Source organism: Bradyrhizobium sp. 956_D2_N1_4, assembly GCF_052076025.1.
GTDB lineage: Bacteria > Pseudomonadota > Alphaproteobacteria > Rhizobiales > Xanthobacteraceae > Bradyrhizobium > Bradyrhizobium barranii.
Window position 1 is genome coordinate 5,410,639 of record NZ_CP197237.1, and the last position, 13,920, is coordinate 5,424,558.

Sequence of the window (13,920 nt, forward strand, 5' to 3'; positions counted from 1 at the left end):
TCCGGGCCTTCCGTGTCCGCCACGGTAAAAGCGGCTATCGACCGGAACTGCAGGCGCCGGGAGGGCGAGGGGCGGCGGCCCCACTGCCGGCATCCGAAACCGTCATTCGCCTTCTAAGCCGAGGCTTATGTGACGCAACTACAGCCGCACCCTGAACAAACCACGTGCAATAGAAGATCGACCAGCAGAAATGTAAGTCTCCTCGCAACGACTCACGTTCTGGAGCCCACTCATGAGGACAATCACTATTCTCATCGCTTCTGCTCTGATCAATGCATCTGCAACTCCCGGGCTTGCGGCGGAGTCCACGCTAAACAAGGATATTACTGTCGCTCGCGCCATCCCGGTAACTGTACGCGGCCAACCCGACAATGCGGCGGACAACGATGAGACTTGTCGCGCCCTCGCCGCCTCCTTTTATGAATCCGTGATGCTGCGGCAAGCCGCTGCTGGCCGCGTCGACGGCGCACGAGTGTTAACAGCGCTCGATTCCGTGATTAACGCTTTCAAAGATCTGTTCGGGACGAGATGCGGCGGTTGACCCTCACTATTCTCAGGCAATCACAATGCACGAGGTCCGCAGATGATCATCTTCCCGTTATAACCACTTGGATGTGACATCGGATCTTTCAAAGTGTCACCGCTCCGATCCTCGAGCCGTCCGTGAAGGACAGCTTTGACGCTAACGCCTCGGCACGCCCATCTTCACGCCCTGCACCGATACCGGCGCGGCCAGCAACAGGCTGCAAGCCGCTATCGCGACGTAAAATATCGATTTCATGCCTCAACCAATAGAATAGCCTCTCCACGGCCCGCAGCGTCACACCGGTCATCCCGAGCTGCATGGCTAAGCGAGCCTCGAAGAGTGAGCGGCCTCGGCGGGGCCGAGACGCACGTTCCGCGCTCCTCAAGGAAACGGAGATAGTGTTCCGGCCTCATCGTGCATCGGCGTCATCGCGACTCACTCCGCCGCGGCCGCGGTTGTCTGGGTCGGCCTGCCCTCGTTCGTGCCTTCCGCGAGGTTGCGCACCACGACATAGAAAATCGGCGTGAAGATCAGGCCGAACAGCGTGACGCCGAGCATGCCGAAGAACACGGCGACGCCGACCGCCTGGCGCATCTCCGAGCCCGAACCGGTAGAAACCACCAGGGGCAGCACGCCGAGGATGAAAGCAAACGAGGTCATCAGAATCGGCCGCAGGCGGAGCCGGCAGGCCTCAATGACAGCCTCCAGCCGCGACCTGCCCTCAAGCTCGATGTCGCGCGCGAACTCGACGATCAGGATCGCGTTCTTGGCGGCAAGTCCCACCAGCACGACGAAGCCGATCTGGGTCAGAATGTTCACGTCCTGGCCCATGATGCGCACGCCGATAGTGGCCGCGAACAAGCACATCGGCACGATCAGGATCACCGCGAACGGCAGCGTCCAGCTGCCATATTGCGCCGCCAGCACCAGATAGACGAACAGCACACAGATCGGGAACACATAGAGGCCGGCATTACCACCCGTCACCTGCTGATAGGACAGATCGGTCCATTCGAGGGAAAAGCCGCTCGGCAATCTTTCGTCGGCCAATCGCTTGATGGTGCTGAGCGCTGTGGCCGAGCTTACGCCCGTGGCCGGCTCACCTTGCATCTCGGATGCCGAGTAGAGATTGTATCGCGCCACACGATCGGGTCCCGAGATGTCCTTGAAGTCAACGACGCTGCCGAGCATCACCATGTCGCCGGCCGCGTTCCGGGTACGCAGCCGCGCGAGGTCGGAAGTCTCCTTGCGGAATGGGAGATCGGCCTGCGCGGTGACGTGATAGGTACGCCCGAACAAATTAAAGTCGTTGACATAGGTCGAACCGAAGTATGTCTCGATCGTGTCGGTGATGTTGGCGATGGGGACCGCGAGCTTCTGCGCCTTGACACGATCGATATCGACAAACAGCTGCGGCGTATTCGCCGTGAAAGGCGAGAACACCGAGGTCAGATTTGGCGACTTACGCGCGGCGGCGACGAGCTCGTCCGTCGCCGCTGCGAGCAGCTCGGGACCGCGCCCTTGTCGATCCTGGATGCGGATGGCGAAGCCGCCACCGGTGCCGATGCCTGGCACCGCGGGCGGTGGAATGACGATGATGAAAGCGCCCTGGATCGCCGACAGCCGCTTGCGTAGATCGGCCGTGATCGCGTTGGCCGTCAATCCCTTCTTCTGCCGCGCCTCCGGCTCGTCGAACACCGGGAACAGCGCTGCGGCATTGCCGGCCTGCGTGCGCGTCGCGCCGGAGAACCCGCTGAACGCCCCGACACGGACGATACCTGGCGTATCCAGCGCGATCCGCTCGATTTCGCGCACCACCGCAGCGGTCCGCGCCAGCGACGCGGCGCCTGGCAATTGCGCCGAGATGATGAGGTAACCGCGATCCTGCGCGGGAATGAAGCCCTGCGAGGTGGTGGCGAGCAGCCAGCCGGCGCTGCCGATCAGCCCGAGATAGATCACAAGCATCACCACCGTATGCCGGATCACGAAGTCGGCAGTGGCCGCGTAACCGCGCGCTAGTCGATCGAAGATGCGGTTGAACAGCGCGGTGAAGCCGTCCCAGCCGCGCGCAATGACGTTCCAGCGCGCCGGCGGACGTTTCTCCTCGTGTGGCGTAAGAATCTGCGAGGCCAGTGCCGGCGACAGTGTTAGCGAGCAGAAGCAGGAGATCGCGGTCGCGACTGCGATGGTGACGGCGAATTGCTGGAAGAACTGCCCGGAGATGCCGCCCAGGAAAGCTGTTGGCACGAACACCGCGCAGAGCACGAGTGCGATCGAGACCAGCGCGCCGCCGACTTCCTCCATGGTCTTGAGCGCCGCCTCGCGCCGGCTCATACCGTGCTGGAGATGTCTCTCGACATTCTCGACAACCACGATGGCGTCGTCGACCACGATGCCGACCGCGAGAACCAGACCGAAGAGCGTCAAATTATTGATCGAGAATCCAAGCGCGGCCATCACCGCGAAGGTGCCGACCAGCGACACCGGGATCGCGATGATCGGGATGATCGCAGGCCGCCATCCCTGCAAGAACACCAGCACCACAATGACGACGAGCGCCATCGCCTCGTAGACCGTCTTAATCAGCTCATGGACCGATTGGGCGATGAATTCGGTGGGGTTGTAGCCGATATTGTAGTCGAGCCCCTTCGGAAAACTCTCCTTCAGCTTCGCCATGGTGGTGGAGATTGCCTTCGCCGTGGCGAGCGCGTTCGATCCGGGCCGTTGCGTCACCACCATTGCGACGGCCGACTTGCGCAGTATGCGGCTGCTGGTGGCGTAGGAGAGCGCACCGAGCTCGACGCGCGCGACGTCGCGCAGACGTACGGTGCGGCCGTCGGAACCGGCCTTCACCACGATGTCCTCAAACTGCCCGATATCTTTGAGGCGGCCAGTGAAGACGAGGTTCGGTTGGAGCGCGCGATCGGCGATCGGCGGCTCAGCGATCTGTCCGCCGGTGATCTGCAGGTTCTGGGCGCGGATCGCCGCCAGCACCTCGCCCGATGTCAGGCCGACATCAGCGATCCGGTCGGGATCGAGCCACACTCGCATCGAGTAGTCGCGCGCGCCGAACATCTGGATGTCACCGACGCCGTCGAGCCGCAAAAGCTGATCGCGCACCTGCAGCAGCGTGTAGTTGGAGATGTAGAGTTGATCGAACGAGTCGTCGGGCGACAGCACGAATACGGCCATCAGGATGTCGGGCGAGTTCTTGCGGGTTACGACGCCGTTGCGCTGCACCTCGTCCGGCAGCCGCGGCTGCGCGATCGCGACGCGGTTCTGCACAAGTACCTGCGCCTTGTCGAGATCGGTACCGAGCTTGAAGGTGACGGTGATGGTGAGCTGGCCGTTCGAGGTCGCCTGGCTGTAGAGATACAGCATGTCCTCGACGCCGTTGATCTCCTGCTCGATCGGGGCTGCCACCGTGTCGGATACGGTCTGCGCTGAGGCGCCGGGATATTGCGTGGTGACGGTGACGGTCGGCGGCACCGCCTGCGGATATTCCGAGACCGGCAGCGTCTGGTAGGCGATCGTGCCGACGATCACAAGCACGATCGACAGTACCATCGCCAAGATTGGCTGGCTGATGGAAAGCCTTCCAAGATTCATGGCTTCGCACCTGCCGGAGTCTTGTCGTCTGCCGGCGCCTGCGCCATTTTCGGTGTCACCTTGGCGCCGACGCGGGCACGCTGCAGCCCGTCGACGATGACCTGATCCCCCGGCATGAGGCCCTCGCGAATCACGCGCAGCCCCCCATCGAGCGGCCCGAGTATCACCGGCCTTACATCTACCGTGTTGTCTGCCTTGACCACGAACACGATCTTGCGCGACTGGTCGGTGGCTATAGCGGCGTCCGGAATCAGCAGCGCCTCGTAGGGCGACGAGCCGATGATCCTGACGCGGCCAAACTGCCCCGGGAGGATCGAGAGATCCTTGTTCGGGACAATCGCGCGGCTGCGCAGCGTCGCAGTCGAGATGTCCAGTCGATTGTCGAGGAAGTCCATCTTCCCCACATGCGAGGGCTTTGTCTCGCCGGTCAGCGTCACCTGCACGGGATTTGACGTATCGCGCGAACTTGGCCGCTTGCCTTCGAACCACAGCCTGCTGTTGCGCTGATAGGTCGCCTCGTCGACGTCGAAATAGATGTAAATCGGATCGAGCGACACGATCGAGGTGAGCAACGTCGCGCCGCTATCGGCGCCCTGCACGAGGTTGCCGGGGGTCACCAGATGGCGACTGACGCGGCCGGTGATCGGCGCCAGCACGTGGGTGAATTCGACATTGAGCTGCGCGGCCTTCAGCGCACCCTCGGCCTGCGTCTCGGCCGCATAAGCCGCCTGCAAGGCCTGACGGCGCTGATCGACGACCTGCACCGAAACTGCGCTGGTCTGGACCAGGTTCAACCCACGGTCGAGTTCACGCTTGGCAAGCTCTGCCTTGGCCCGCGCGTCGTCGAGTTGGCCCTGCGCTTGTGAGGCGACCGCCTCGAACGGGCGCGGATCGATGATGTAGAGCAGATCGCTGGCATGAACGATCGCACCGTCTGTGAACTCGACGCTGTTGACGAAGCCACCGACGCGGGCACGGACCTGAACCTCCTGTATCGCCTCAAAGCGGCCGGTGAACTCGTCCCAGTCAGTGACCGTGCGCTTGACTGGTTGCGCGACTGTAACCAGCGGCGGTGCAGGCGCAGCCTCCTGCGATTGTGCCTTCTTGTCGCAGCCCGCGAGCGCCAGCGCGAACAGCAGACCGATCGGTGCGAGGAAGCATCGTGGAAAGCGATAAAACGAACCGCGATCGAGCTGAGGTGCCGGAGCCGGTTGCACCATTCTATCAGTCATACTCACTTCCGTCTCTCCAAGAACCCAGCGCGATGATCTAGATTACGTCGTTGCTTCGCATATCGACCCACTGCGCTCTCGAGCTTTCATCGTGATCCGCGCTTTGATCGCAGAACCGCAGGTTTAGGCTCGACGATGCTTTGGAGAATGGCCTTGCAATGCCGGCGACGGAAATCACCTCTCGCCATGGACTCGATAAACGGTCGTTATTGCCGCTCGCCGCGCGAGCGCGATGCCGTCGCGAGGAATGCCGCAGGCCGCGTGGCACTCGAGACCGCGACGTCTTATTCTGCGGAGAATTCCGAGTCGCGCTCGGTCAGAGCCGGTAAGATCAAACATACCCGAAACAGCCGGACCGAACAGAGAATCAAGCAGTAGCTACCGCGCAGCGGCTTTCATGTTCACGGGTGCGCCGGTAGCTAAGCCGACGGCCGCTCAGAGAGGGCCGTCATACTCGCCACGCGCCGGATAATCCCTGGCGATAGCGAAATCGATCGCTTGAAGCAATTCCGAGAACAACGGACGTGCGAACGGCATTGTTTGAACCGCGCCGTAGTACAAAGTACCATCCGGTCGGACGAGGAATACGCCGGGCTCCGAAAACAGTGACGGCTCTTCGATGTTGATCGATGTCTTTCCACGCGATGACGAAATATTGAGACCCCACTTGCGAGCAACCGCCAGCGGCAGTGAATATCCGAATCGCAAGCTGGCGCCGACCTTGTTTGCCATTTCCTGAGCGCGTTCGCGAACGTCAGAGCTGATAGCGATGACCTTTGTACCGCGACGCTCATATTCGGGTATCAGCGATTCCAGCTCGCGCAGATATTTGAGGCAGACCGGGCAATGGAGTCCGCGATAAAAGCATATCAGCGTAAACAGCTTCGGCGCGTCGGCAGCAAGATCAAATTCGCCATGAGCAAGGGTCGGCACGCGCAGTTCGGGAACCGGTCGACGAGGCAGCAGCATTCTCTTCTCCGCAGTGTTTTCCTAAGTACGTCGGGAATTCCGGCACTCGCTGATCGCCCACGAGCCATCACTCCGCCCCTCTGCAGGGTGACACTACGTCGCCGACCTTCAATTGAGAAATGTCCGACCGTTATGATTTCCATTCCCGCGCGTTGTTTCTCCGACCGAGACTTCGCCTCGATGGAATTCAATGCGTTGTCGCGAGCGGAAGACCGTCAAGCCCGGCGCGCGGATTCACGGATTTCCTCGCCGCGGAGCTTCGGCACCGACTCCCGAAGCATTCCCGGCGGTTATGGACATGATAGCTTTACCCGAATGGTCGCCGGATTTAGTTGCTGAACGCGCCGGCCGGAGCGGACGCCGCGCTGAGACCTCGCGCTATCTGCAGGACTTGTTCTGCGCTGCCTGCTTGCGTTCACGCTCGTCGAAGCCGGTGGTCGATCATTCGAACAATCGGGACCTAGTCATGACCAAGATCCGCGAAGTTGTTGTCGCAAGCGACCCCACCAATCATGGTGCACTGGTATGCCGTGTCGGCGGCTCTCATTTTACTGTCGGCGGCCCGGATGGCGTCGGCCGCATTTCTTCTGGTCCCAATCCTTACGACCTCCTTAGCGCATCTCTCGCCGCATGCACCGCTATGAGCATTCGTTTTCAGGCTCGACGCCAGAGACTTCCGCTGGAGCGGCTGGAAGTGAGCGTCAGCTTCCGCCATGGCGCTCAGGGCGAACGAGATTCGTTCGCACGCACCCTCGTGCTGGAGGGAGAACTCGATGCTCATCAGCGCGCGCTCCTGCTGGAAGCCGCAAACCTCTGCCCCGTTGGCAAGATTCTCGGCATCGGCGCCGCTATCAACACGCGCCTCGACGCTACTGCTTCCGGCCACAGCCCAAGCACTCAGGCCAGCTACGAGGATGATCTGGCTCAACTCCCGATCCCGAATATCACTCCGGATTGAGCGTCTCTCGTGCGGTCGATCACCGTACCGGCGCATCGCAGCCGATCAAACCCGCATTGCAGCTCTTTCTTGCGTCCTCAGTGCCCGGAAATCTTCCCTCGCGGGGCATTCGTCCCGACGTTCACTGCTGACGCGCTTTGATCTTTCGCGTCGATGGCATCGATTCCATAGCCACAGGTCATTGGACCGTCGAATTTGGCGATCGTATTTTTGGTCGCCCGCAAGGGAATTCGGAAGATGACGACATACCACACACGAGGAGGTTGGCGATGAGGGCAATCGTCGTGGCAGACCAAGCTGCGGGAACGGCCGGGATGAAGCTGGTGGAGCGACCCGAACTGCGGCCAGCAATAAACGACGTCGTCGTTCAAGTCTATGCGTCAGGATTCGTTGGAACCGAGCTGTCGTGGCCTTCGACGTGGACCGATCGCCTCGATCGCGACCGGACACCGTCGATTCCCGGGCACGAGTTGGCCGGAGTGGTCACCGCTCTCGGATATGGCACGACGGGCCTGTCGGTGGGACAGCGGGTGTTCGGCCTCGCGGACTGGTATCGCGATGGCACACTGGCCGAGTATGTGGCGATCGAGGCACGCAACCTGGCGCCGCTGCCGGGCGACGTTGACTTCACGGTGGGCGCGAGCCTGCCGGTCTCGGGTCTGACCGCGTGGCAGGGATTGTTCGTGCACGGCCGCCTTCAGGCGGGGCAGCGCGTCCTCGCGCACGGCGCGGCCGGCGCAGTCGGGTCGATGGTGACGCAACTCGCGCGTGAGGCCGGCGCCTATGTCATCGGCACCGGACGCGCCGCCGACCGTCAGAAGGCGCTCGACTTCGGCGCGAATGAGTTCGTCGACCTGGAGAACGACGCTCTAGACGACATCGGCCCGGTCGACCTGGTGTTCGATCTCATTGGCGGCGACATCAGGAAACGCTCCGCGCGCCTGGTTCGATCCGGAGGAACGCTGGTGTCCATCGTCGGGCCGGCCGAGGCGCGGCCCGCCGATGGCCTGGCGGTCGACTTCGTCGTCGAGTCCGATCGTGCCCAACTGAGTGAGATCGTCCGGCGGGTTCGGGACGGGCGACTGCGCACGAACGTCGGCCACGTAACGACACTCGAAGATGCCGTCGCCGCCTTCAATCCAACGAAGCGGATCGGCGGGAAGACGATCATCCGCGTTCGTCCGTGAACGACCCACATTCGATGCACGCGGCCGTCACGTCCTATCAGACGCGCCGCAACCCAGGAAACTACCACGGCCCCCGGGCATGAGATGCCAGACGGGCTCCATCCCTGCGGCATTTCGAGCAAAGAGAGCGAAAGCACTCGTTATCTCAAGTCATCCCCTAACGCACAGGAATCACCATGACCAACAGAATCGCCATGACCAATGCCGTCATCGAATGTATCCTGAGCCGCAGCTCCGCCAAATACTACGACCCTGCCGCCACTTTGAGCGATGACCAAATCAGCGAGCTGGTGCGGATCGGCACTACTGCGCCGACATCCTTCCATTTGCAGAACTGGCGCTTCATCGCGGTACGCACGCCTGAAGCCAAGGCTCGGTTGAGCCCGATCGCCTGGAAGCAGCCGGCGATCACTGAAGCCGCCGTTACCTTTATCATCTGCGGCCAGTTGGCTGATTCCAGTGTAATTCCGGACCGCCTGGCGCCGGTGGTGGAGGCGGGTATCATGCCGGCAAAGTTGATACCGGATTGGGAAATCCCCGCACGCGATCTCTATAAGGACTACCCGCAGCGCCAGCGCGACGAAGCAGTGCGCACCGGCGCCTTCGGTGCGGCGGCGATGATCTATGCGGCCCGATCGCTGGGCCTGGGTTCGACGCCGATGATCGGTTTCGATGCCGAAGCGGTGCACCGAGATTTTGGATTGGCCGAGGACGAAGTCCCGGTCATGCTGCTGTCCGTAGGAGCGGAGCGTCCGGGAAACTGGCCGCAGAAGCCGCGTCGCCCGGTGGCCGATGTGTTGGACCTCATTTAGTGATTAGTGAAACCGAGAACCTGCGAAGATTATGATGCCAAGAATTACAGCTCTGAAGCCGGAACGGGTGCCGGCGGATTCGAAACCGACCCTCGATATGTTCACCAAGAACATCGGGTTCACCCCAAATATGATGGCGACCTTCGCGGCAAGCCCGATCGCGTTCAACTCATGGGCCGCCCTGCTTGGCTCCTTGAGCAAGGCGCTAGACGTGAAGACGCGCGACAGCATCGGCCTCGCTGTCTCCGAAGTGAATGGCTGCGACTACTGCCTGACGGTTCACAGCTTTACGGCCAATCATATGGCCAAGCTGCCCGCCAATGAAATCACTCTCGCTCGGAAGGGCCATGCCAGCGACCCGAAGCGGGACGCTGCCATCCAGTTTGCGCGTAAAGTCATCGAGACCCGCGGCAAGGTTAGTGACGCCGATCTGAAAGTCGTCCGCGACGCAGGCTACACGGATGCGAACGTCATCGAGATAGTCGCGCTGGTGGCCATGTACTCTCTGACGAACTTTTTCAACAACGTGTTCGATCCCGAGAAGGACTTTCCTGCCGTTGCGCCGGCTGGATCGATCTGAACTCAATCCATTCGCATCTACGATCTCTGAGGAGCCTCCATGATGCGAGCATCACGCAAGGCTCGGACGCACCCGGGAAGGATTCTTGGGAACGCGTCCGGGCTTTTGGTTGGCGCGAAGACTGTCGCCGTTTGTCGCCACGGCGCCAAAGCTCCTCGACAAAGCACTCAAGGGATCGCTCCAGGCCGCCAGATCACCAGCGAGAACGATGTCGTCGCCCCGCCGCACAAGAAGGTGTTCAAGGCGCGTGTCTATTTCATCTGGAGGACCACCATCGCGCCGGAGCGGCGCGAGCGTCTCAATCGCGCGACCGCGGAGGCGGACGCTTCAGACTTAAAAGCTCCGTCACGTCATGCCGATCGGCTGCGGATGAGATAGCAATTTTCAGCCATTTTCCGTCTGGGTATGTTCGGGCTTCATCGTAAAGCTTCACCAGCTGCGAGCGCCACCAGTAACGCCGCGCCTCAAACTTCTCTCGCTCTGCTGCCCCCAAGACCACCTCGACCGAAAACAGCCTGTATTCCGGCAGGAAGGTGCAGAATGCCTTGGATTTCTTGTAACGCAGGGACCAACCACGCTTCTTGCCACGATAGAGCCAATCCGGCACGAAAACATCGGGGTAGTATGCCTCGATCCATTTTCGCAGCTCGGCCCAATGCCCGAACGCCTTCGGCCCGATCCAGTCTCGGACAGTGCTGTCGTCGGGCGATGCTGATTTATCGGTGATCCTGTCGCCGATCTGGGGGGATTGTTCCATGCCGCTTTCCTTTACACCGCAACTTTCACGTTGGTTTCGGAAGACCTGGTGTGCCGCATCATCGGCCGATCAATAGCGAATGAGCCCGAACAGGCCGAATAATCCGCCCGCGTCCTGCCAAAGCTCGACAACCTTCCATCCGCCGGACCGGGCAAGCCGCTCGAAGCTCTCCGCAGTATATTTTCGGGAGCTCTCAGTATGAATGCTTTCCGACGTTCTGAAACTAAACGCGCGCTCGCAGAGGGTAACGCGCTGATCGCACACGCTGACCAGATGCATCTCTACTGCTTTCTCGATCTCGTTCCAGCGCGCCACGTGCTTGAACCGCTCTAAACAGAAATCGCCGCCCAGTTCGGCGTTGATCCGCTCAAGGAGGTTGAGGTTGAAAGCGGCTGTCACACCGGCGCTGTCGTCGTAAGCACGCAGAAGCGTATCCACGTTTTTCTGGAGATCGACACCGATGATGGCACGTCCGTTTTTGCCTAAGTGTCGCCCCATCTGCATCAGCAAGGTCTTCGCCTCGCTCGCGTTCAAATTCCCCATCGTCGAGCCAAGAAAAAATCCTGTCCTGCCGCCGCTGGAGCCATCGAACGGAACCTCAAATGCATCCAGGAAATTGCGCTCGATGGGACGGATCCAGAGCGACGGGAAGCGCGAAGCGATCCTCCGAGACGTTTCTGCAAGGAAAGCATCGGCGACATCGATCGGCACGTAGCCTCGCGGGTCACGCAGGCCTGCCAGCAGAAGCTCCGTCTTAACGCCGGCTCCCGCACCATACTCGATGAGAACCGCGCCAGGCGCTACAAAATCGGCGATGTCACGCTGCCGCTCTCGCAAGATCGACGTTTCGGCTCTGGTCAGATAATACTCATCCCGCCTCGTTATCTCTTCGAAAAGTTCAGATCCACGCTCGTTGTATAACCAACGGCTCGGCAGCGTCTTCACATCAGCGGATAAGCCGCCAACGACGTCTCGGGCAAATGCATTTTCAACAGCGTCGATGCTGTCATTCACGTGAAGCATATTTTCCGCTTTCGGTGACACGGCGGATAACGGCCGAGGTAAACTCGTGGCCGATATTTTCACCGTGAATTCGTGCCAGGCTCAGTGACTACGTTACTTGAGGGGTGTCGTCAGCGGGTTGTCGTTGGTGTCGAGGACAAAAACAGCGAGCAGCTTCGCCGGTTTTGTCTTGCTCGCGTTGCGGCTGATCGAATGGGTTGCACCCGGCGGCTCCGACCAGCCCTCGCCTGCCTGATAGATGCGCTTCTCGCCGTCGTTCACCTTCGACTCGATCGCGCCCGAGATCACATAAGCGTAGATGAAAGCCGACTTCGCATGGGTATGGGGCGGGGATGCCGCGCCCGGCGCGTAATCGACCTCCAGGGCGAGCAGCGACTTGCCAGGGACATTGGGAATGGCCGCCTCGAGTTTCTTCGCGACGGTTTCCGCTTCGCGATCATGAGCGCGGATGGGGCCGGCCATCGAGAAGGCGGCGCAGGTGACAGCGAAAATGGTCCGGATCTTCATGAGTTTCTCCTTCTGCCTGGAGGTTGGTATTCGTTCTTCATTGCTCCCTCTCGACCTTGCCGGCCTGCTGATTGCCGACACCGAACGATCAGTCTCGCGGGATGAAGTCGACGTGGGGCCCCGGCTCGATGATGAACACCGCGAGCGTGGCGAGAACGCAGGCGACGGCGGCGACAACCATCGCCATGTGGAATCCCCAGAACAGCTGAGGACCGCCTTGCTGCAGCACACCGCCGAGCAATGCGATGGCGAACAGCGACCCGGCGCGTGAGACTGCGCTGTTGACGCCAGACACGGTTCCGACTCGATCGGACTCGACGGAGGTGAGGACGAGGGTCGTCAACGGCGCGATCGCCAGGCTCATGCCAAGCGCCAGCAACAGGATGGTGGGGAAGATGTCCGCCCAATAGGTTGCGTTCGGACCGATACGGAGCGCCATGATGCAGCCCAAGGCGACGACGGCGCTGCCGGCGAACAATGGCAGGCGCCTGCCGAACCGGCGGCAGAGCATACCGGCGAGCGGCGAAACGACCATAATCAGCACTTGCAGAGGAATGAAGGCCAGGCCCGCCACCAGCGTCGGCAGGTACGCGCCTCGGATCATCACGAACGGGATCAAGGTTAGCATGACCGTGAACGAACCGTAGAGGAGCGCGGTAAACAGGTTCACGCCGACGACCGACCGCGAGGCGAAGAGCGACGGGGGCAGCATGGCGTTCTCGCCTAGCCGCCGCTGTGTGACGATAAGGCCGGCAAAGCCGCCCAGACCGACGATCAGAGTGATGAGCACCCAAAGGGTTGGACCGGAACCGTTGGTCAGGCTCGTCAGCCCCGCGCCCAACGAGCCGAGCCCGACTGTCGAAGGGACCGCGCCATAGACGTCGATCCGGACGTAGCTGGTCGGGGAGTCCTTGGGTATCCACGCGGTGCCGAAGGCCAACGCGCTGGCGACGATGGGCAGGAGCATCAGAAAGGCCGGCCGCCAGGATCCGTGATCAATGATCGCGCCCGCGATCGCGGGCGCGACGCCACTTGCGACCGCTGCGACGGCGGACCAGATGCCGATCGCACGGGCTTTCTTGTCGGCGGGAAAGGCCCGCCCGAGCACGGAAAGGCCGTTGGGCAGGATCACAGCTTCGCCCAAACCTTGCAGGAAGCGGCCGCAGATGAGCGGCGCGAAGCTCGGCGCGAAAGCAATCGCGGCCGCGCCCAGGCCGTAGAGAGCGATCCCCGCGAGGAAGATCCGCTTCTGTCCGAACCGATCACCCAGAGCGCCGCCTACCAAGGTCAGGGCCGCGAGCGGCAGGAGCTCGGCGTTCATGACCCACTGCAGGTCAAGCGGCGACAGGCGCAAGTCTCGGCCAATCGCCGCGAGCGCGACCGTGACGACGGCACCGCTGACGAACACGAGGCAGCTGCCCAGGCTCGACGCGGCGAGCACCTTGGTGCTCCCCCGCGCGCCGACGGCCTTAGGCTCGGAGAGCGCCAGGCCGCGATGGGTCAGGATCAGGGACGCACTGCTCACGACCTAACCGTCATGTCAGGTCGCGCGCTTCGCGGCGCGGGTTCATCGGCCGGCAGCCCGAAGCCGAACTGCCGTGTCCGTTCGCGGATCACTTTTCGCAACATCAATTCAACCTCAAGCAGGCTTGCCATGAACCGCCGTCGCCTCCTGCCCGCGCCGCGCCGCCGGCGGCCACGGCCGAGCGACGCCTAAACGTGGATCCGTGCCGAGCTGACGAGGAGCGCGGAACCGCTCT

General features: G+C 61.7%; 12 protein-coding genes. 5 read left to right on the forward strand and 7 right to left on the reverse strand.

Annotation, left to right across the window (positions count from 1 at the left end; genetic code table 11):
- The first annotated feature begins 232 nt into the window (after positions 1-232).
- Positions 233-541 (forward strand): hypothetical protein, encoded by a 309-nt coding sequence (locus AB7535_RS25655; RefSeq protein WP_231142901.1) that lies wholly within the window; start codon positions 233-235, stop codon positions 539-541.
- A 420-nt stretch (positions 542-961) separates the two neighbouring features.
- Here the strand turns inward: AB7535_RS25655 and AB7535_RS25660 are convergent, their stop codons facing one another.
- The 3 genes from AB7535_RS25660 to AB7535_RS25670 all read right to left on the reverse strand — a co-directional run bounded on the left by AB7535_RS25660 (position 962) and on the right by AB7535_RS25670 (position 6,336).
- On the reverse strand, positions 962-4,135 hold the full coding sequence (locus AB7535_RS25660; protein ID WP_439037101.1) for an efflux RND transporter permease subunit: 3,174 nt from the start codon (positions 4,133-4,135) through the stop codon (positions 962-964).
- Complete coding sequence (locus tag AB7535_RS25665; protein WP_439037102.1) at positions 4,132-5,367, reverse strand: efflux RND transporter periplasmic adaptor subunit; 1,236 nt, start codon at positions 5,365-5,367, stop codon at positions 4,132-4,134. The genes AB7535_RS25660 and AB7535_RS25665 overlap by 4 nt, the downstream gene beginning before the upstream one ends.
- Before the next feature lie 435 nt (positions 5,368-5,802).
- The gene (locus AB7535_RS25670; RefSeq protein WP_439037103.1) at positions 5,803-6,336 is read right to left on the reverse strand and encodes a peroxiredoxin-like family protein; all 534 of its coding nucleotides are present in this window, start codon (positions 6,334-6,336) and stop codon (positions 5,803-5,805) included.
- A gap of 466 nt (positions 6,337-6,802) precedes the next feature.
- On the opposite strand from AB7535_RS25670, the gene AB7535_RS25675 reads away from it, so the two are divergent.
- From AB7535_RS25675 to AB7535_RS25690, 4 genes are all read left to right on the forward strand, one after another.
- Complete coding sequence (locus tag AB7535_RS25675) at positions 6,803-7,294, forward strand: OsmC family protein (RefSeq protein ID WP_439037104.1); 492 nt, start codon at positions 6,803-6,805, stop codon at positions 7,292-7,294.
- A 269-nt stretch (positions 7,295-7,563) separates the two neighbouring features.
- Entirely contained in the window at positions 7,564-8,481 is a 918-nt protein-coding gene (locus AB7535_RS25680) for an NADP-dependent oxidoreductase (protein WP_439037105.1), read from the forward strand.
- A gap of 176 nt (positions 8,482-8,657) precedes the next feature.
- Entirely contained in the window at positions 8,658-9,293 is a 636-nt protein-coding gene (locus AB7535_RS25685) for a nitroreductase family protein (RefSeq protein ID WP_063981749.1), read from the forward strand.
- 34 nt (positions 9,294-9,327) lie between these two features.
- On the forward strand, positions 9,328-9,873 hold the full coding sequence (locus AB7535_RS25690; RefSeq protein WP_439037106.1) for a carboxymuconolactone decarboxylase family protein: 546 nt from the start codon (positions 9,328-9,330) through the stop codon (positions 9,871-9,873).
- Between the two features lie 298 nt (positions 9,874-10,171).
- Here AB7535_RS25690 and AB7535_RS25695 read toward each other — a convergent pair whose 3' ends face one another.
- From AB7535_RS25695 to AB7535_RS25710, 4 genes are all read right to left on the reverse strand, one after another.
- Entirely contained in the window at positions 10,172-10,630 is a 459-nt protein-coding gene (locus AB7535_RS25695; protein ID WP_439037107.1) for a DUF3788 domain-containing protein, read from the reverse strand.
- A 69-nt stretch (positions 10,631-10,699) separates the two neighbouring features.
- Entirely contained in the window at positions 10,700-11,653 is a 954-nt protein-coding gene (egtD, locus tag AB7535_RS25700; protein ID WP_439037108.1) for an L-histidine N(alpha)-methyltransferase, read from the reverse strand.
- Between the two features lie 93 nt (positions 11,654-11,746).
- Positions 11,747-12,160, reverse strand: coding sequence for a cupin domain-containing protein (locus tag AB7535_RS25705; RefSeq protein ID WP_439037109.1), 414 nt, complete (start codon positions 12,158-12,160; stop codon positions 11,747-11,749).
- An 88-nt stretch (positions 12,161-12,248) separates the two neighbouring features.
- A complete protein-coding gene (locus AB7535_RS25710) occupies positions 12,249-13,685 on the reverse strand; it encodes an MFS transporter (RefSeq protein WP_439037110.1) in 1,437 nt (478 codons plus the stop codon).
- Positions 13,686-13,920: the final 235 nt, after the last annotated feature.

Coding starts and splice junctions, on each gene's coding strand:
- AB7535_RS25675 (WP_439037104.1), top strand. CDS start 6,803: ATGACCAAGATCCGCGAAGTTGTTGTCGCAAGCGACCCCACCAATCAT.
- AB7535_RS25685 (WP_063981749.1), top strand. CDS start 8,658: ATGACCAACAGAATCGCCATGACCAATGCCGTCATCGAATGTATCCTG.
- AB7535_RS25690 (WP_439037106.1), top strand. CDS start 9,328: ATGCCAAGAATTACAGCTCTGAAGCCGGAACGGGTGCCGGCGGATTCG.
- AB7535_RS25665 (WP_439037102.1), bottom strand. CDS start 5,367: ATGACTGATAGAATGGTGCAACCGGCTCCGGCACCTCAGCTCGATCGC.
- AB7535_RS25705 (WP_439037109.1), bottom strand. CDS start 12,160: ATGAAGATCCGGACCATTTTCGCTGTCACCTGCGCCGCCTTCTCGATG.
- AB7535_RS25695 (WP_439037107.1), bottom strand. CDS start 10,630: ATGGAACAATCCCCCCAGATCGGCGACAGGATCACCGATAAATCAGCA.
- AB7535_RS25660 (WP_439037101.1), bottom strand. CDS start 4,135: ATGAATCTTGGAAGGCTTTCCATCAGCCAGCCAATCTTGGCGATGGTA.
- egtD (WP_439037108.1), bottom strand. CDS start 11,653: ATGCTTCACGTGAATGACAGCATCGACGCTGTTGAAAATGCATTTGCC.
- AB7535_RS25680 (WP_439037105.1), top strand. CDS start 7,564: ATGAGGGCAATCGTCGTGGCAGACCAAGCTGCGGGAACGGCCGGGATG.
- AB7535_RS25655 (WP_231142901.1), top strand. CDS start 233: ATGAGGACAATCACTATTCTCATCGCTTCTGCTCTGATCAATGCATCT.
- AB7535_RS25670 (WP_439037103.1), bottom strand. CDS start 6,336: ATGCTGCTGCCTCGTCGACCGGTTCCCGAACTGCGCGTGCCGACCCTT.